14 protein-coding genes are annotated in these 17,687 nt (G+C 70.1%); 6 read left to right on the top strand and 8 right to left on the bottom strand.

Annotated features, from left to right (window positions below; genetic code table 11):
• Positions 1-220: 220 nt before the first annotated feature.
• The 3 genes from ACIBM5_RS27405 (at position 221) to ACIBM5_RS27395 (ending at position 5,322) form a co-directional block, all read left to right on the top strand.
• A complete protein-coding gene (locus ACIBM5_RS27405; protein WP_396009258.1) occupies positions 221-1,537 on the top strand; it encodes a sensor histidine kinase in 1,317 nt (438 codons plus the stop codon).
• Between the two features lie 85 nt (positions 1,538-1,622).
• Complete coding sequence (locus tag ACIBM5_RS27400; protein WP_396009257.1) at positions 1,623-2,276, top strand: response regulator; 654 nt, start codon at positions 1,623-1,625, stop codon at positions 2,274-2,276.
• Positions 2,277-2,835: 559 nt separating this feature from the next.
• Positions 2,836-5,322: a protein kinase gene (locus tag ACIBM5_RS27395; protein ID WP_396009256.1), complete on the top strand. Its 2,487-nt coding sequence runs from the start codon at positions 2,836-2,838 to the stop codon at positions 5,320-5,322.
• Between the two features lie 261 nt (positions 5,323-5,583).
• Here the strand turns inward: ACIBM5_RS27395 and ACIBM5_RS27390 are convergent, their stop codons facing one another.
• The gene (locus tag ACIBM5_RS27390) at positions 5,584-6,219 is read right to left on the bottom strand and encodes a TetR/AcrR family transcriptional regulator (RefSeq protein ID WP_396009255.1); all 636 of its coding nucleotides are present in this window, start codon (positions 6,217-6,219) and stop codon (positions 5,584-5,586) included.
• A gap of 197 nt (positions 6,220-6,416) precedes the next feature.
• Between ACIBM5_RS27390 and ACIBM5_RS27385 the strand changes: the two genes are divergently transcribed.
• The 3 genes from ACIBM5_RS27385 to ACIBM5_RS27375 all read left to right on the top strand — a co-directional run bounded on the left by ACIBM5_RS27385 (position 6,417) and on the right by ACIBM5_RS27375 (position 9,139).
• Positions 6,417-7,046 (top strand): MSMEG_1061 family FMN-dependent PPOX-type flavoprotein, encoded by a 630-nt coding sequence (locus tag ACIBM5_RS27385; RefSeq protein ID WP_396009254.1) that lies wholly within the window; start codon positions 6,417-6,419, stop codon positions 7,044-7,046.
• 173 nt (positions 7,047-7,219) lie between these two features.
• Positions 7,220-8,128, top strand: coding sequence for a PDR/VanB family oxidoreductase (locus tag ACIBM5_RS27380; RefSeq protein WP_396009253.1), 909 nt, complete (start codon positions 7,220-7,222; stop codon positions 8,126-8,128).
• A 384-nt stretch (positions 8,129-8,512) separates the two neighbouring features.
• On the top strand, positions 8,513-9,139 hold the full coding sequence (locus ACIBM5_RS27375) for a pentapeptide repeat-containing protein (RefSeq protein ID WP_396009252.1): 627 nt from the start codon (positions 8,513-8,515) through the stop codon (positions 9,137-9,139).
• Positions 9,140-9,240: 101 nt separating this feature from the next.
• Here the strand turns inward: ACIBM5_RS27375 and ACIBM5_RS27370 are convergent, their stop codons facing one another.
• The 7 genes from ACIBM5_RS27370 to ACIBM5_RS27340 all read right to left on the bottom strand — a co-directional run bounded on the left by ACIBM5_RS27370 (position 9,241) and on the right by ACIBM5_RS27340 (position 17,405).
• Complete coding sequence (locus ACIBM5_RS27370; RefSeq protein ID WP_396009251.1) at positions 9,241-10,026, bottom strand: SDR family NAD(P)-dependent oxidoreductase; 786 nt, start codon at positions 10,024-10,026, stop codon at positions 9,241-9,243.
• Positions 10,027-10,233: 207 nt separating this feature from the next.
• Positions 10,234-11,127 (bottom strand): phosphorothioated DNA-binding restriction endonuclease, encoded by an 894-nt coding sequence (locus ACIBM5_RS27365; RefSeq protein WP_396009250.1) that lies wholly within the window; start codon positions 11,125-11,127, stop codon positions 10,234-10,236.
• A 94-nt stretch (positions 11,128-11,221) separates the two neighbouring features.
• Entirely contained in the window at positions 11,222-12,646 is a 1,425-nt protein-coding gene (locus tag ACIBM5_RS27360; RefSeq protein ID WP_396009249.1) for a PLP-dependent aminotransferase family protein, read from the bottom strand.
• Between the two features lie 35 nt (positions 12,647-12,681).
• Positions 12,682-13,296, bottom strand: coding sequence for a GNAT family N-acetyltransferase (locus tag ACIBM5_RS27355; RefSeq protein WP_396009248.1), 615 nt, complete (start codon positions 13,294-13,296; stop codon positions 12,682-12,684).
• A gap of 29 nt (positions 13,297-13,325) precedes the next feature.
• Positions 13,326-14,177: an NAD-dependent epimerase/dehydratase family protein gene (locus ACIBM5_RS27350; protein ID WP_396009247.1), complete on the bottom strand. Its 852-nt coding sequence runs from the start codon at positions 14,175-14,177 to the stop codon at positions 13,326-13,328.
• A 134-nt stretch (positions 14,178-14,311) separates the two neighbouring features.
• Positions 14,312-14,734 carry a cupin domain-containing protein gene (locus tag ACIBM5_RS27345; RefSeq protein WP_396009246.1) on the bottom strand — a complete coding sequence of 141 codons (423 nt, stop codon included), beginning with the start codon at positions 14,732-14,734 and terminating at the stop codon, positions 14,312-14,314.
• 832 nt (positions 14,735-15,566) lie between these two features.
• A complete protein-coding gene (locus ACIBM5_RS27340) occupies positions 15,567-17,405 on the bottom strand; it encodes a DUF262 domain-containing protein (protein WP_396009245.1) in 1,839 nt (612 codons plus the stop codon).
• Positions 17,406-17,687: the final 282 nt, after the last annotated feature.

Here is a 17,687-nt window from a genome sequence, read left to right as displayed (position 1 = left end):
GCCTGGCGGCTCGGTTCGGCGGCTCGGTTCGGCGGCTCGACCGTTTCGGCCCGGGTTGATTCGGATCTCGGGTCGTTTCGGCCCGGGTTGTTTCGGCTCTCGGGTCGTTTCGGTCGTCGGGCCGGTTGCTTCGGCTGCCGATCGGTATGGGGGTGTGCCCTACCCTCGCCACCGGGAATGCCGGCTGGGCGCGGCCGTTTCCGGCGGGGAGGATATGGCCATGACCGAGACGACGACCTCATTCGAGCCGATACCCGTCCCGGTCGCGGCGCCGGTCCCGCGCGGCGGCCGGTTCGGTCGGCAACTGAGCTATCTGCTCGTCGGATTCCCGCTGGGCGCGGCGGCGTTCGTGGTCGCGATCGGCGGCCTCGCGGCCGGGGCGGCGAGTTTCGCGGTGCTGCTCGGCGTACCGATCCTGGTCGCCACGCTGGCCGCGGCCCGGGGTTTCGCCGAGCTGGAGCGCCGGCGGGTGGTGGCCGTCACCGGGCGGGAACTGCCGCCGCACGCCTACCGGGAACGGGCGGGCGAGGGGTTCAAGGGGTGGTGGCGCGCGCTGCGCGAGCCGCAGTCCTGGCGCGACCTGGCGCACATCCTGGTGTCCTTCCCGCTGCGGGTGGTGAGCTGCTGCATCGCGCTGACCTGGACCTTGGGCGGTCTCGGTGAACTGCTCTACGCCGCGTGGTCGTGGCCGATCCCGCGCGACCCGGGCAAGCAGGGCCTGCTGGACCTGATGTTCGGCATTTCCTCGCGAGCGGCCGAGATCGCCTTCAACACCGGCATCGGCGTGCTACTGCTCGCGACGGCGGCGCCGGTGGTGCGGGCGCTGGTGGCGGTACAGGCGGCGCTCGCGCGCGGTCTGCTGACGAACGAGCGCAGCGCCCTGCAGATCCGGACCGAACAACTCGCGCTCGGCCGGCGCAGCGCGGTGGCGGCCGAGGCGCAGACGCTGCGCCGGCTGGAGCGGGACCTGCACGACGGTCCACAGCAGCGACTGGTCCGGCTGACCATGGACCTGGAGACGGTGGCGCGCCGACTGGACGACGATCCGGATCGGGCCAGGCCGCTGGTGGCCGAGATGATCTCGCAGAGCCACGAGGCGTTGTCCGAACTGCGCGCCCTCTCGCGCGGGATCGCGCCGCCGATCCTGGCCGACCGCGGCCTGGCCCCGGCGCTGACCGCGGCGGCGGCGCGTTGTCCGATCCCGGTCGAGCTGACCACCGACCTGCCGCCGGGGCGGCGGTTCGCCGCGGCGGTGGAGAACACGGCGTACTTCGTGGTCACCGAGGCACTGACGAACGTCGCCAAGCATGCCCGGGCCGAGCACTGCGCGGTGTCCGTGCGGATGGACGAACGGGCTTTGTTCGTACGGGTATGGGACGACGGGTGCGGCGGGGCGCATCCCGGCAAGGGGCACGGTCTGGCCGGCCTGATCGATCGGCTGGCCGCGGTCGAGGGTCGGCTGGACGTGGACAGCCCGGCGGGCGGGCCGACCACCCTCGCCGCCGAGGTTCCGTTGAGCGGGGTGGGGGAGGGTTGATGCGGGTGGTGGTGACCGGGGGTCGGTGGTCGGGCGGGTCGCTCTGCGGGACGGCCGGGGTTTCGTCGAGGGGACTGGGGGAGCGTTGAAGCGGGTGGTGTTGGCCGAGGATTCGCTGCTGCTGCGCGAGGGCCTGGTGCGGTTGCTGGAGGAGATCGGCGCGGAGGTCGTGGCCGCGGTCGGCGACGGTTCGGCGCTGGTCGAGGCGGTTGCCGCGCACCGCCCGGATGTCGCCGTGGTCGACGTCCGGATGCCGCCGACGTTCACCGACGAGGGCCTGCGCGCGGCCCTGCGGATTCGCCGCGAAGTACCCGGCACCGCCATCCTGGTCCTGTCCCAGTACGTGGAGGAGGCCTACGCGGAGGACCTGCTCGCCGACGGCGGCGGCGTCGGCTATCTGCTCAAGGACCGCGTCTCCCGCCTCGACGACCTCTCCGACGCCCTGACCCGGGTCGCGGCCGGCGGCACCGTCCTCGACTCGGAAGTCGTCTCCGCGCTGTTCACCCGCCGGCACCGGCACGACCCGCTGGCCGCGTTGACCCCTCGCGAACGCGAAGTTCTCGGTCTGATGGCCGAGGGCCACCGCAACGGCGCCATCGGCCGACTCCTGTCGCTGACCCCTGGCACCGTCGAGAAGCACATCTCCGCCATCTTCGAAAAACTGACCCTCCCGCCGTCCGCCGACGCCCACCGCCGCGTCCTGGCGGTACTGACGTGGCTCCGGACGACGACGACCTGAGCACTCGGCGGCGGGACTCGGTGGGCACGATCGAGCGGGCCGAGGGCGAGCCTGGTGGGGGCCGACCCGGCTCTCGGGCTCGGATTCGTGCCCGCCGACCGGGTCGTCCCCGGTGCCGACCGTGACTCGGTGGTTCCCGGAGCGGCGGTCCTTTCGTTGCTTGCCTACGCGCGGTCCATCACGTCGACGGCCGGCATCGTCGACGCTCGGTGCTCGTCGTACCGGACCCCGGGCCTCACTCTCCCGCGCCGCCCGGCTGCTGTCGTGGCGGCGGTGCGCGGGTGCGCCGGACGACCGTGGTGACTGCGGCGCAGCACTGCGGGGGCCACCGGAAGCCTGAAGGGCGCGGCTTCGGGGGCTGCCGCGGCGGTTCGGGGCCGGGCGTCGGTAGGAAGACGGATGCGGGTGAGGGACTCCCGGCGGACTCGGTCGGTGCGGTGCGATGAAATGATCGCCTGTCACGGGTGGTTCGGGGACCTCGGCGCCCTGACGCTGACGCCCCGGCGGACCGCACGTCGCCGACGGGCGGGAAACTCGGGAGCCTACGGGGGAGCGGGGCATGTGGGGTTTGGGCACGGTGCTGGGCGGCCGGTACACGCTGGCCGAGCGGCTGGGCGGCGGCGCCATGGGCGAGGTGTGGCGGGCGGACGACCGCGTACTCGAACGGCAGGTCGCGGTCAAGCTTCTGCTGCCCGCGCTGCTGGCCGACGTCAAGTTCGCCGAGCGCTTCCGGCGTGAGGCAAAGGTGCTGGCCGCGCTCGATCACCCCGGCATCGTCGACGTGCACGACTACGGCGAGAGCGGGTCGGAGCCGCGCGTCGCGTACATCGTCATGGAACTGGTCGCCGGGCGGACGCTGGACGCGGTCATGGCGGAGGGTGCGGGCGAGGGTGGCGGTGCGGTCATGCCCGTCGACCGGGTGCTCGGCATTGCGGTCCAGGCGTTGGACGCGCTGCACGCGGCGCATCTGCGGGGCGTCGTGCACCGCGACGTCAAGCCGTCCAACCTGATGATCGGCGCCGACGACCGGGTGACCGTCACCGACTTCGGCATCGCCCGCTCCATGGCCGAGACCAAGCTCACCGCTTCGCACGCGGTGCTCGGCACGGCTCGGTACATCGCTCCGGAACAGGCCCGCGGCAGCGGCGCGGTGCCGGCGTCCGATCAGTACGCGATCGGCGTGCTGTGCTACGAACTCCTCACCGGGGAAGCGTTGTTCTCCGGTGATGCGGTGTTCGAGGTGCTGCTCAAGCACATTCGGGAGCCGGCGCCCGTACTCCCGGCGGCGTTCCCCGAAGCGGTCCGCGCTTTTGTGGCGAAGGCGTTGGCCAAGGAGCCGGAGGAGCGGTACGCCGACGCGGCCGAGATGGCGGCGGTGGCCCGCGCGGCGGCGCGCGAGGCGGTGCGCGGGGTGGCGGTGGGTGGGTCGGAGGCGGCTGTCACGGCGGTGACGGCGGTGACGGTGGCCGCCGTCGGGGATGTGGGGGCGGGTGGGGCGGCTTCGGGCATCGCGGGTGCGGCGGCGGCTGTCGATGTCGAGACCGGCTCGGGGGCGGCGGGTTCGGGGTCGGGGTCGGGATCGGGCTCGGGATCGGGTTCGGGTTCGGGGGGTGTGGCTTCCGGGGGTTCGGCTGGTGCGAGTTTGGGTTCGGTTGACGGCTCCTCCGAGGCCGAGCCCGCGTCCGACTCCGGTGGCGGCTCCTCGGCGTCCGACTCCGCGTCCGACTCCGGCGGCGACCGCGGCGGCTCCGTGGGTGCGGTGGCGGGCAACGCGGCTGCCGGGGGCGTCGCCGCAGGCATCGCGGGTGGGGTCGAGCCGGGTTCGGGCGGTATCGACCTTGCCAAGGCGGCGGCGCCCGGCGGTTCGGTGTCGGGAGCAGCGGCGGACGGCGTTCCGAGCGTGCCCGGGGGATCGGCCGCGGCCGCTGCGTCCGTCGCTGCGGACGTTTCGTCGCCCGGTGTACCGGCGTCCGCTTCGGTTCCTGCGACGGATGCCGGATCTATTCCCGCTACCGCCTCCGGATCCACTCCCGCCTCCGATTCCGCCGCCGCTGCCGCTGCCGCTGCCGCTGCCGCTGCCGCTGCCGCTGTTGCTTCTGCTTCCGCTTCCGCTTCCGCTTCCGAGGCGATCCCCGCCCCGGCGTCCCCTCCGACGCCGCCGGAAGCCACTTCCGCTCCGCGCGACGCACCAACGGCGACGTCCGCGAACACTCGGGCCTGGAAGCGGCACGGCGTGGCCGCCGTCCTGCTGGTCCTGGGCGTCATCGCCGGGGTCGTCGCCACGGTCCTGTTCGTGAAGCCCTTCTCCGGCCGATCCGACGCGGACCGCAACGTACCGAACGCACAACCGGCCGTAACCGAGAGCCGGACCGCCGGAGGCGCGGCGGCCGATCCCGGACCGGCCTCGGCGCCGCCCTCGACAGCCGCCACCGGCACCCCGAGCACGAACGCGAGTGCGAGCCAACCCCCGGGCACCGCACAGGGCAGCGGCAACGCGGGCGCCCCGGTACCCCCTCCCGGCGGCGCGAACGGCTCCACGTCCGCGGGGGCCGGCGGCTCACCCGGTGGAGGCGGCGGCAATCCCGGCGGCGGCACGCAACCGAAGCCGCCCGCATCCACCTCGCCCCCGGCCCAGAGCGTCCCGCAGGGTTGCGGCGGCGACCGCTGGGGCGCCATCACCAGCGTCGCCGACGGACGCAGGATCGGCCTTGCCGCCGACAGCCCCACCCAGGGCAAGGAGCTGATCATGGGCGGCAACTCCCAGTTCGGCTGGGTGCACTCGGTCTCCACCTGGGACACCTTCAACACCTGCAGCCTGAGCGGCCCCGCCCTCGGCCAGCCGTACGGGAACGCCACACGCCCCGAACTCGCCATCGGATTCGGCTACTCGACCAACTGGCGGCTGTCCGACGCCCCCACCTCGGGCGCGGTCTACATCAAGGACTACATGGGCCAGAACTGCCTGACCAACAACGGCCCCGGCAAGGCCCTGTCGGTGGCCGAGTGCACCCCCGGCAACAAGTCCCAGCAATGGCGCATCCCCTGACCCCGGCCCGGCCGCACACCGCTTCGCGGTAGGACACGGGCCCGGAGGAAGCGCCCTCGACCCCGAACCACGGGAACGCGCGGGAAGGGCCGGGCCGACGCCCGCGTGGAGGGGCGCCCGCGGGCTTGGCCCGCGCGACCGAGCGTCGCCCGTGCCCGTCCCGCCGGGCGTCCCGACCGCGTGCTCACGGCTCCCCGCGTGCTCACGGCTACCGGTGTGCTCAGGGCTCCCGGAGGCCGACGGCCTCCCAGGTACCCACGGCTACCCGCCCCCGCCCGGCCCGGCGGTGAGGTAGCGGGTGAGCATGGCCACGAGTTCGTTCTCGAACCGGGGGATGTCGATCGGTTCCGGTGCGGCGATGAGTTGGTGCACGACGAGTTCGACTGTCGAGACCACGAGTCGGGCCGCGGTGTGCGTGTCGTCGATGCGGACCTCGGGGTGGCCGTCGAACAGTTCCCGCACGAAGGTGACCCGCACCTGCTCGTGTCGGCGGATCTTCTCCAGCAATTCGGGGGATCGGGGCGCCTGTTCGATCATGACCCGCAACAACTGCGAATCCTCGCGGTGGTTCTCGATGGCGATGCGCACGAAGACGCGGATGATCTCCTCGATCGATTCCGGCAGTTCACCGGTCTGGCGGCTGTGGGTGGCGACCATGCCGCTGTCGAGGTGGCGGCTCATCAGCTCGACCAGGATCGCGTCCTTGTTCGGGTAGTACTGATAGAGCGAGCCGATCGAGATCCGGGCCTGTTCGGCGATCCGGTTGGTGGTGCCGGCGGCGTAGCCGTGTTCGGCGAAAACGTGAGCAGCCGCCGTGAGGATGCGCTGCCGGGTGAGCTCGGCCCGGATCTGACGGGGCTGTTTACGTGGTTGAAGCCGGCGTCGGTCCGATGTCATGCCACCTCCTGGTCGACCACGCCAAAAGCGAGTAGCGCGCGAACTGAATAATTGCTCACAATAGTGCCCTGACCTGCCTCGGAGCGAGAAACGACGATCGCAGGAAGGTACGAACGCCCGCCGGGCGCCGGCCTGGCCGGCGGGCCGTTCGCGCCCACCCTCGCTCGACTCCGGAGAACCTGCAGAAGGAGCCCCCGATGACGCATGCCCGCACGCGCCCCCGACGGGTGCCACCGGACGAGGTCCGCGCTCGGCTCGGGGAGCCCGAGGCCATGACCGAGGCCAAGATTCTCGACCGCATCGACGAACACTTTCACCGCTTCATTGCCCATTCCCCGTTCCTGGCGCTGGCCACGGCGGACGCGGCAGGCCGCGCCGACTGCTCACCCCGCGGTGACTATCCGGGCTTCGTGAAGGTCCTCGACGAGCACACGCTCGCGATTCCCGACCGGCCCGGCAACAAGATCGCCGATTCCTTCCGCAATCTCGCCGAGAACGACGGCATCGGGCTGCTGTTCCTCATCCCCGGCCTCCGGGAGACGTTGCGAGTCAACGGCCGCGCCTATCCCACCGACGAGCCGGACGTGCTCACTCGCATGCAAATCGAGGGCAGGGAGGCGGAGTTGGCCATCGTCGTCGAGGTGGCGGAGGCCTACTTCCACTGCGGCCGCGCGCTGATCCGATCCCGGCTGTGGGACCCCGCGAGCCAGGCCCTCGCCGCGGAACTGCCCTCGACGGGTGAGGTCGCCGTAGCCCAACTCGGACTCGACATCGATCCGAAACTGATCGAACAGGGCCTCGAACTCGGCTACCGCAACCTGTACTGACCGAGCGCGCCGAGGGGACTCCCCGGGGCCCAGGCAATTTCCCTGGGTGATTTCCGCGGGTGACTCCCCAAGGCGACTTTCCTGGGCAGTTCCCCGAGACGACCTCCCCGTGGCGACCTCCCCAGGCAACTTCCCCAGGCAACTTCCCGAGGTGATTTCCCGAGGTGACTTCCATGCAACAGACCCTGCTCGACAGCGTGGACCGGGTGGCCGACGACGTCGTCTCCCTCGTCCTGCGCGCCACCACGGAGCCGCTCGCCCCCTGGGAGCCGGGCGCGCACCTCGATCTGCTCCTGCCGAACCGCCTGACTCGGCAGTACTCGCTGTGCGGAGACCCGGCCGACCGGGAGAGCTACCGCATCGCGGTACGCCACGACCCGCTCAGCCGAGGCGGATCGGAGTACATCCACCTCTTCCTACGCCCCGGACGAACCCTCGAAGTCTCGCTGCCACGCAACCACTTCCCGCTCGTCCCGGCCCAGGAGTACCTGTTCCTCGCCGGCGGCATCGGCATCACCCCCATCCTGCCGATGTTCCGGGCAGCCGTCGAAGCCGGCGTCCCGGCAACACTCGTGTACACCGGCAAGTCACCGGCCACCATGCCCTTCGCCACCGAACTCCGCGCCTCCTACGGCGACCTGGTACACCTCGTCGCCACGCAGGATCGGCGCAGACTCGACCTCGCCACCCTCGCGGCCGACCTGAACCCCCGGGCACTGACCTACTGTTGCGGCCCGTCGTCGATGCTCGCCGCAGCCGACGCCGCGTTCCCCGCCGACCGTCTGCACGCCGAGCGCTTCCGCCCGGCGGCCCGCACGTTCGCACCCAACACGGCCTTCGAGGCGACATGCGCCCGCTCCGGCCGGACGATTCAGGTCGCCTCGAACGAATCACTGCTGGACGCCCTGCACCACGCCGGCCACGCCATCCCCTCCGGCTGCCGCGAAGGCGTCTGCGGCAGTTGCGAACTCACCGTCCTCGCCGGCACCCCCGACCACCGCGACGACATCGGCGCCCCACCGGACCGCATATACACCTGCGTCTCCCGAGCCCGATCCCCCCGCCTCGTCCTGGACCTCTGACCCGATCGGGGCCGGGATCGGTCCATCGCAGATGGGAGGGGCCGAAGAGACGAAGGATCTAAGAGACGAAGGACCGAAGCGGCGAAGGCAGAAGAGGCGAAGGCGACGATGGACGCGGCAGGTCCGAATGGCCGGCAAATCCCCCGTAGGACGCAACTTTTGACAGGTTCGGGTGGGTGGGGCGGAGCTCTAGTTTTCCCGTGACGCGCCGTCGAGGGCCGCAGTGCGGGCCGCGCCCATTGCGGTGGTGTCCTCCTCATTCGTTGCCGATCACGGATGCGTGATCGCTCGTCAGGAAGGCTCCTCGTGCGCTTGCTTCGCGTACAGCACGGTGTATGGGCGGCAGTGGTCGCCCTGTTCGCGTCCCTCCTCGTGGCGGTGCCCATGGCCACGACTGCCGGCGCGGCCCCGACCGGCACACCCGCCGGGCCGAACCCGACCCACGTCGCGCTGCTCAAGAGCGGCTCGGCTGCCTGGAACGATTGGCGGCGGCAGGACCCGACCGTCGTGCCCAACCTCGCCTTCGCGGATCTGGCGGGGATCGACCTGGAGTACCGCTCGTTGGCCGGCGTCGACCTGTACGGCGCCGACCTGCACGGAGCCCATCTGCTCGGTGCCGACCTGACGGATGCCCGCCTCGCCGCCGCCGACCTGAAGGGCGCCGACTTTCTCAGCGCGGGCCTGAATCACGCCGACCTCACCAACGCCGACGCCCGCGGCGCCAACCTCTCGCACACCGGTCTGCTCGGTGCCAACCTCCGCGGGGCCAACCTCACCGACGCCGACCTCACCCGCTCCGGGCTGGTGGGGGCCGACCTCGTCGGCACCAACCTCACCCGGGCCACCGTCGTCGACGCGGACCTGTCGTACACGAGCATGGTGTTCACCGACTTCAGCGACACCAATCTCTACTACTCGGACCTCAACGGTGCCGTCGTCTACCGCTACATCTCCACCTGGCGCACCAACTGGCTGTGCAGGCACCACCCCGTGTGCCATCTGGCCGGCTGAGTCCGCTCGGCACGCCGGGACCACGCCCCGCCGGCCGTGGTCCCGGTGACCCGGACCGCAGCCGCGCAGTCGGACACGATCCCGACGGTTGGCGGCAACGCTCACTCCCCGTGCAGGGCACGGCGCATGCCCACCCGGCTGCCGAGCATGCCGCCGTCCACGGGGAGGGTCACGCCGGTGATCCAGGCGGCATCCCGGGAGGCCAAAAAGGCCACCGCCGCCGCGATGTCGTCGGGCCGGCCGACCCTGCCGAGCGGATAGTGCGGGGCGGCGGCCTCCAGGGCGGACTCGCGCCCGACCCAGACCTCGGTGTCGACCGTGCCGGGGGCGACCAGGTTGACGCGGACGCCGCGAGATGCCGCGTGCCCGGCAAGGGTGCGGGTCAGACTCGCGAGACCCGCCTTTGCCGCGCTGTAGGCGTGGTTGCCTAAATCCTGCTCGGCGTTCACCGAGCCGATGCTGACGATCGCCCCGCGGCGGTCGGGGGCGACTGCGAGGTGCGGGAGGCCGGCGCGGGCACAGCGGTAGGCCCCGGTGAGCGTGATGTCCAGGTCCCGGTGCCAGACCTCGTCCGTCTCGTCCTCGAAAAGCGGCGCGTCCGGGTGACAGGAATAGGCGTTGTTGACGAGCACGTCGAGCGTGCCGAAGCACTGGACCGCATACGCCACGGCCGCCTCGACCGAGCCGCGGTCGCCCACATCGCAGGCCGACGCCTCGGCGGTACCCCCGACCGCCCGGATACCCGCCGCCGCCTTCTCGGCCCGCTCCCCATCCAGGTCGGTCACCAGCACCCGGGCCCCCTCCCCGGCCAACCGATGGCCGACGGCCTCCCCGATGCCCCGCCCCGCACCGGTTATCAGCACGCCGTACCCCTCGAAACGTCTCATGCCGCCTCGCTACCCAACGCCCACCCCCAACAACCGATCCCACCAACGACGTCGCGCCCGACTGCACCACAACCAGGAGCGCCGTTGCGCCTGTTCGGGGGTCGGCAGAGCGCGCGAGATTCGAACCCGTAGGGGTGTGAACCCGAGACGCGGCGTGGAGATGCTTCGATACCCGCCAACGTGGTCGGGCGGTGGCGAACTCCGGGACTACGAAGCCATCGCAGGGCGCGAAGGTCCGTGGAAGACCTGTGTGGCGTGCCAGGACCGGTGGGCCGCGGCTATCGACGGTGTCCCCGGCTGGGGGCCGAGCAGCGGGCGCCCGGCCAGGGAGACGACCTGGTCCTGTGCTGCCGGGCTATGGCCGACGAATCGCTGCGCGACCATGACCCGGTGTTCGTCGCTCACCCCGAGGACGCCCTTGTCGAAGAGCTTGTGGTGGAGCGAGCACAGGCACAGCGCGTTGTCCACCTCGTCGGGTCCGCCGAGCGCCCACCAGTACACGTGCGCGGCCTCCAGCCCTACGGGAATCGCGCCGATCCGGCCGTCGTAACCGCAGAACGCACACCGGTATTCATAGGCGGTCAGGACCAGTTCGCGCAGCGCCTGGCTTCGCGGCCGGCGTCCCGGAATCAGCGGCTGGGTCTCGGCGTACTCGAGTTCCAGGCCGGTGGCCTCGCACAGCTCCTGATGAAGCGAGGGCGGGAAGTGCAGGTCGAGCAACGTGCGCGCGATCCGACCGAGCAGAGAAGGGTCGCGGCGCAGCGCGGCTCGCAAGTCCGGAGTCAGCCGCCCGGCGGCTCCGGAATCCCGCAGCTCCCGCACGCCGCTCCCGGGGCTACCGGCCCCGCGACGCGTGCGTACCTCCCATACCCCGTCGCTGACCAGGTGGTGGAACGGATACGCGGGCGTGCTCCGGTTGCCCGGTCCGTACTCTGCGAGCAGTCGCTTGAGGTCCGCTTCGATCGCGCTGTAGACAAGCTCCTGATCGGCGTCCTGCTGGTAGCGGCCGAGGGCGTAGAGAAGCAGAAGCGGCTTGTGAGGCGCCCGGACACCGTTGTTCGTCCACTGCCTCAGGTTCGCGGCTCGCGCCGGCCAGTCCATGCGCAGGATCATAGGGGTCGTCCGGCGGAGCTCCGCTCCGGCCGCATGGGGGAGCGCCGCTTCATGAAAGCGCAAGGCCGGGATCGACCGCCGGTCAACCCTGCGCGCGCAATCCCTCCGCCTCCAACACTTCGCCGAGTAGGTCCAAAGCCTGTCCCCAGGCGTGCGGTGCCGGTGTGGCGTAGCCCAGGACGAGTGCGGCCGGGGCCGACGCGTCGGGAGGATGGCGGTAGCCGGAAGAGTGCAGGCCGTGCAACCGCAGCCCCACGTACTCGCCGGCGGCGATCAGTCGACGTTCGTGCTCGGTGGAGGGCAGAGGCAACAACGCGTGCAGGCCGGCCGCCGCGCCCACGAGCCGCAGCCCGCTGAACGTGCCCACACAATCGGCGAGTTCGGCGCGCCGCCGCCGGTACGCCGTACGCACACGGCGCACGTGTCGGTCGTAGTCCCCTTGCGCGACCATGTCGGCGAGCGTCAATTGCTCGATCACGGACACGCCGCCGCCACTCTCGCGCATCGCCGCGGACACCGGCGCGCGCAGCGTCGGCGGCACGACGAGCCAGCCCAGACGCAGCCCCGGAGCGAGGGATTTGCTGACGCTGCCGGCGAACACGACCCGCTCGGGATCGAGCGCCTGGAGTGCCCCCACCGGCCTGCCGTCGTAGCGGAACTCGCCGTCGTAGTCGTCCTCGATCAGGAAGCCGTCACAGCGTCCGGCCCAGGCGACGAACTCGGCGCGGCGCGCGGGCGACAGCACGACACCACTGGGGTGTTGGTGCGCGGGCGTAAGCAACGCGGCCCCCGTCTGCGGGGTGAGATCGGCCGGATCGGCGCCGAACTCGTCCACGCGCAGCGGTACACAGGCCAGACCCGCTGCCGTGAGCAGTTCGCGATGCCGCGCGAGTCCGGGGTCTTCGGTCGCGGCGTGCCTCACCCCCAGGCCGTGCAGTGCGCGTGCCAGCAGGGCGAGTCCGTGGGTGAAGCCCGCGGTGATCACGACCGCGTCCGGGGTGACCCGCGCACCCCTGGCCCGTGCGGCGTACGCAGCCAGGCTCGCGCGCAGGGTCGCCGTCCCCTCGAAGTCACCGTAGTCGAGGACTCCCGCCTCGACCCGGCTCAGGACTCGGCGGACACTCGTCGTCCACGCGGTACGGGGAAACGACGTGAAGTCGGGTCGACCGGGCCGCAGATCGGCCCGCCAACGACGTTCGGTCGGCCCGGATTCCGCGCCGTGACCGGCGTCGGAGGGTTCGGGCGCGCTCACGTGCGCGACCCGCGTGCCGGAGCCCGGCGATCCGGTCAACCAACCCTCGGCAACGAGTTGGGTGTACGCGCCGACAACCGTGCCGCGGGCCAGCCCGAGGTCCGCGGCCAACGTGCGCGAGCCCGGTAGGCGTGTCCCCGCGGCCAGCCGACCGGACCGCACGGCCTCGCGCAACGCGTCCTCCACGGCGCGACCGGCTCCGACGCCGCGTGGCACGAGGTCGATGTGCAGATCGACCCCGGCGACGGCGGGCACGGCTCGGACGCCGACGCGCCGGCTCGGCGAGGCTGTCAACGGGGTGCGGAGGAAGCGTCGAAGGCCGGGTGGTGCGGTGATAGGAAAACCGTGGTGCCCGATGCATCGGTGCCGAGTCGGTGCCATCCGGCGCGTTCGTAGAAGCGCACGGCCAGGTCGACGTGCGCGGAAGTCAGCAACCAGCACCTCCCGGCCGGGGCGTCGTCGGTGACCGCCGCCAGCAGCGCTCGGCCCACTCCCGAGCCTCGCACGCCCGGGTGCACCGCGAGTTCGTCCACTTCCCGCGCGCCGCACAACCACGCCTGTGTACGAGCGGCCCCCACAATCGACTCGACCCGCGTATAGCTGCGAGTGGTCGGGAACACGGCGGGTGTCGTCCAGGCGACCGCGAATCCCACCACCCCGCTGTGATCCTCGGCGACGGCGACGGTGAACCCGTCGCGTTCCTTGTCGGTATCGAGTCGGCGCACATAGCGCTCGGCCGCAGCCTCGTCCTCGTTCCAGGGCTCGGCGGAGAACACCGCCTGGTAGACGTCGCGCACATCCTTGAGGTGCGCGGGCAGGTCGGCGACGAGGATTCGCCGGACCTTGACGTCCGACGGACGGTCGCGGTCGCGGTCGCGGTCGCGTTCGCGTTCGCGTTCGTTCATTTCTGCCGCACTCTCCTCATTCCGCTGGCCTATATGGTGTCGAACCCGGATCGCCAAGTGTGGTGGTTAGGGTTCCAGTTCAGGTGTTTGCGGGCGAAGTGGTTGTCCGCGCCTCGCGCCCAGTGGGCATGTGGGGCGTGGACGGCTCCGGCAGACGAGGCACCCACCGCTCGGGCGAACGCCGGCACCCACTCGTCGGCAGTCGCCGGCTCGTCGTCGACCACATTGACCACGCCGCACGGCCAATCCAACGCGGCCACCGCCGCTGCGGCGGCGTCGTCGACGTGCACGAAACTCGACACGTCCCGGCCGACAGGCAGCCGAAGCGCCCGCGCGTCGGCTGCCTTGATCCCGTCGGCCGCGAACCAGGTACCCGGGCCGTAGAACAGGCCGTAGCGCAGCACCACCCACTCGGGTAGTTCGCATGCCGCCCGTTCCAGCGCGATGACGCCATCGACCGTGCCGCGTCGAGGTCCGGTCGCCGCGTCGTCCAGCGGCGTCGTCTCATCGGCAGGATCCTCCCCCGCCTCGTACGCCCACGCGATGCTCTGCGCCACGATGCGACGAACTCCCGCAGCGTGGGCGGCATCGACGAGATTGCGAGTACCGACGTCACGCATCCTCGCATTGGCTGCCAGATCGGCCGTGGACAGGTCGGTGAGCTGATGCATCACGACATCGGGCCCGGCCTCGCTCACCACGCGCATGAGCGCCTCACGGTCGTAGGCGTCCGCGACCGCGACCGCGACGCCCTGCGCTCGCAGACCCGCCGCGGCCTCCGCCCGGCGCGTCAGCGCGGTGACGCGATGCCCTGCGGCGACGAGCGCGGGTACGACCCGCCGGCCGAGAACGCCGGTCGAGCCGGCAACGAAAACATGCATGGGTGGCACTTCGACCTTCGGTCGGGATTGGCTGAGTGTCAGCGTCGGAGTCGGAGTCGGAGCCGGAGCCGGGCCGGAGCCCGCGTCGGCGTCGGCGTCGGCGTCGGCGTCGAGACAGTGGGCGGGCGTGATACTCACAAAGCTGCTCGCGGTGCTCGCAGTGTTTGTGCCGCTCGCCGATCCCGCCGTTCGAGCAACTCACCCTCCTCGACGAGCGTGAGCATGGGCTCGCCGGGGACGCCGACCATGACCACCACGAACCGGCTCCACGCGTCCGCGAGGTTGTTGCCCGCCTGATAGTGGATGACGTCGCCGCCCGGCTCCCAGAACGCCTCACCGGCCCGAATGATCCGCTCCGGCTCGCCTTCCAGCTCGAACACCATCTCGCCTTCGAGCATGTAGCCGAAGACCGGCCCCGAGTGCCTGTGAGGCGGCGTACCCGCGTCGCCGGGCGGCAATTCGACCGTCATCGCCATCACTTCGGCGTCCGTCGGCAGAAGTGGCGGAGTCTGGTGAAGGAGTGTGGTCAGTACGGCCCCACCACGCTGTTCGATCATGCCCGAAACGGTAAACAAGAGCCGGCCCAGGCAAGTGGTCCACTCGACCCCGAATCAACTGAACCGGTTGCCCGAAGCGACGCACACGGCAACACCCCCAGCCCCGCGCCCCACCGGGTCCGCCACGCGGCAGGTGGCAATCGACGCACCACAACCGGGCAACCACAGATCCACCACGGTCGTCACCGCACCAAACCACCACGTGCTGCCCCGACTCCTGTCCGCCCGGCGGCCCGAACGGAAGCCTCGCCAACGAGGGACCCAGGTCGGCGGGGCCACGCTCCAGCACCAACCGCACGACCGCCAGGACACAGTTACCCAGGAGGACCTGGCCGAACATCCGCACCGACCCCATGCGCAGCCGCTGCAGATGCAGTTCGGACCTCGAACCCGCTCTCACGGATCGTGACATTGGCTGATGCGCTGCAAGGGAGATCAGACCTGAGACCAACAACGATGTTGCCCCCGGCCGCGCTGCGATCGAGGGCAACGTTGCCTGCTAAGGCGGGCGAAGGATATGGGTTTCGAATGGGCCGCCGTCGAGGCATTTCGCGCCCCGGCTGAGCGACGTCGGGCGGTGGTTTTTCCTGCAAGTGGCCGATGAGGCCGCACGCATCCTGCGGCTGGAGGATGGCCGGCCGTCGACCGGCACGTCATCGTCGACGAGGCCCAAGATCTCCATCCCGCCCGTGGTGCGTCCGATACGCTCTCGCGGAACTGCGGGCAGGGGTCAGGTGAACCCGGTTCGGATGGTGACCGAATCCAGCCGAGTCAGGGGGCGGAAGCACCCCGACTGCACTACGGCAGGCCAGGTGCAGTCAAGATCCACCGATCACAGATCGTCGGTGTCGTCCGACGCGTCGAGGTTAACCCAGGGCTCATCGCCTGCTGGCTCATCCATCAGGATCATCTTGCCCATGGCATCCGAGATGTTGGTGAGCAGTGCGACTTTGCGAGCGGCGAAGAAGGCCTCGAAGTCGTCGGTGGCCAGGAGATCCGGCTCCGCGAGGTGGGATCGGATGCGTTGACCGAGGCTCTCTGGGCTTGTCTCCGCGCTCTTTTCGAGTCTGCCGAGGTAGATGGAAGGCGCAGCACCGCCGATGATCCTATTCGTTCGGGCCGCCAAAGGGGTCTTGTTGACAATCGAGTTGTAGATGCTTGGGCTGTGCTGGGCCTTTTCGCACCACATCTTGGGGAAGATGTGGTGGATGTCGATGGACTCATCGAAATACCCGATGACCTCTGCTTTCTCACCGGTACGCCAGTCCATGGCGCCGGCCTTGAGTAGCAGCGCGTAAATACCCTTGTACGCGGCGCTGTTGCGGGTTCGCAGGGTCAGCAGACGCCCGGAGGCAAACTGGGCGGCCGTGACGGTCCGTGGTTCTGTCGAGGCCCCACGGATCCACTCGACCACATCTGGCAAGTCCTGACTAAAGCGGGTCTCGGTCGACCCGCCGTAAAGTTCTCCGAAAACGCCGCACCAGTACCAACGTGCGAGTTTCTGCTGAGCGCCCGCACTCTGTGCGTCGTCGCCGGCTAGTGCGAGTATGGCGGCGAGCGGGATCAGTTGGGTTCCGTACGGCAGGAACTTTGTGTCGAACAAAAACTGTTGATGCAGGAATTTGGCTGCGGCCCTGAATCCTGCGATGACGTCCGGGGCGTAACGTTGGTAGTCCTTGAGGCTGAGCGCGAGCATGTCTTTGCGCTTGCAGCCGATGCGCGGCAGTCGATCCTCTTCTGTCCCTCGCGCAGCCTCCTGCCGGTTCCGTTCGGCGGTTGCCAGCAAAGTGACGGTCTGGAGGAAGTCGGTGTTCGACACCTCTCTGAGGACCCGGTATTCGGGTGCTGCCCATGCGGTCCGGCACTCCTGTTCCCAGTGCCGCCGCAGGTCGAACTCGTCCGCTGCGTATGTGGCGGTCAGGAGTTCGAAGACGGTGAGCGTGACGCCGCCGGTGTTGACCTTCTCGAAGACTTGGCAAACGGCCTGACGCGGAGTTGCCTTGCCCAGCTCGATCACCGGAACGTGATAGCGGTCGAAGGGCTTCACGAAGGCTTTGTTGAAGGAGCGCCACAGCAAACGCTTCGCTCGGTCACCGTTCCAGTAGTCCTCGAACCCTGAATCCCATTCGTCCGCATCGAAGACGGAGCACAGGGGGAAGAGGCCGGCTCGGTATTCGAGCTCGGGAGTCGAGTAGTCCTCGACGGGCTCACCCCGGAAGTTCAGCACCTTGCGCGTGGCCGGGAGGAAACGAATGGCGTCCTCCCGGTCGGTGTTCTCGTCCAGCGCCTTCAGCATGTCGACGTAGAACCAGCCGGAGACCTGCTGCTTGCGTACGTTCTGAGTGACTACGGGGCGTTCGAGTTTGAGCGCCTGGAAGAGCGAGGTCAGCCGTTGTTGCCCGTCGAGTACCAGTGATTCCGGCTCGGGGTTGCCGACCGGCTCGGCGCCCTCGATCGGACGGCATTTGAACCGTACGTCGCCGCCTGACTTGAGCAGCATGATGGTGCCGACGGGATAACTCAGCGAGATTGACGCGAGCAGGCTGACGATGTTCGGATACGGCCACACCCAGCCTCGTTGGAATTCGGGCAACTGAGCCCTGCCGTCCTCCACCTGCTGCAGAAGATCTCTGAGCGGCCGCTTGTCGATGCTGAACGCCTCGTCGGACACACTGGCTCCTTCGCGACGGCTTTCCGGGGAGCCCCTTCCCGTGGAACGGACGCCCGTCGACAGGCCGCAAGTTTGTTGGTGTGCCCGAGATTACTGGCTACGAGGCGGTCGTGAGGTCCTGATGCCGAAGCCGACCGGCACGTGGCGGGTTACTCGGTGAACGCCCCTGCATACCTGCGAATGCAACCAGAACTGCAGCCAGGGTGAGAGATGGGAAGAGCGCCGGCGGAGGCGCGTCACCACCACCGAGTTTGCGCCCGGTCGATTGTCGGGGCACAAACG

It is taken from the genome of Embleya sp. NPDC050493, from assembly GCF_044458105.1.
GTDB lineage: Bacteria > Actinomycetota > Actinomycetes > Streptomycetales > Streptomycetaceae > Embleya.
This window is presented reverse-complemented; position numbering and strand designations above follow the sequence as displayed.

What these genes read in the sequence shown, in the direction of transcription:
- ACIBM5_RS27405 (WP_396009258.1), top strand. Translation starts at nt 221, where the DNA reads ATGACCGAGACGACGACCTCATTCGAGCCGATACCCGTCCCGGTCGCG.
- ACIBM5_RS27395 (WP_396009256.1), top strand. Translation starts at nt 2,836, where the DNA reads ATGTGGGGTTTGGGCACGGTGCTGGGCGGCCGGTACACGCTGGCCGAG.
- ACIBM5_RS27390 (WP_396009255.1), bottom strand. Translation starts at nt 6,219, where the DNA reads ATGACATCGGACCGACGCCGGCTTCAACCACGTAAACAGCCCCGTCAG.
- ACIBM5_RS27385 (WP_396009254.1), top strand. Translation starts at nt 6,417, where the DNA reads ATGACGCATGCCCGCACGCGCCCCCGACGGGTGCCACCGGACGAGGTC.
- ACIBM5_RS27380 (WP_396009253.1), top strand. Translation starts at nt 7,220, where the DNA reads ATGCAACAGACCCTGCTCGACAGCGTGGACCGGGTGGCCGACGACGTC.
- ACIBM5_RS27375 (WP_396009252.1), top strand. Translation starts at nt 8,513, where the DNA reads ATGGCCACGACTGCCGGCGCGGCCCCGACCGGCACACCCGCCGGGCCG.
- ACIBM5_RS27370 (WP_396009251.1), bottom strand. Translation starts at nt 10,026, where the DNA reads ATGAGACGTTTCGAGGGGTACGGCGTGCTGATAACCGGTGCGGGGCGG.
- ACIBM5_RS27365 (WP_396009250.1), bottom strand. Translation starts at nt 11,127, where the DNA reads ATGGACTGGCCGGCGCGAGCCGCGAACCTGAGGCAGTGGACGAACAAC.
- ACIBM5_RS27355 (WP_396009248.1), bottom strand. Translation starts at nt 13,296, where the DNA reads ATGAACGAACGCGAACGCGAACGCGACCGCGACCGCGACCGCGACCGT.
- ACIBM5_RS27350 (WP_396009247.1), bottom strand. Translation starts at nt 14,177, where the DNA reads ATGCATGTTTTCGTTGCCGGCTCGACCGGCGTTCTCGGCCGGCGGGTC.
- ACIBM5_RS27345 (WP_396009246.1), bottom strand. Translation starts at nt 14,734, where the DNA reads ATGATCGAACAGCGTGGTGGGGCCGTACTGACCACACTCCTTCACCAG.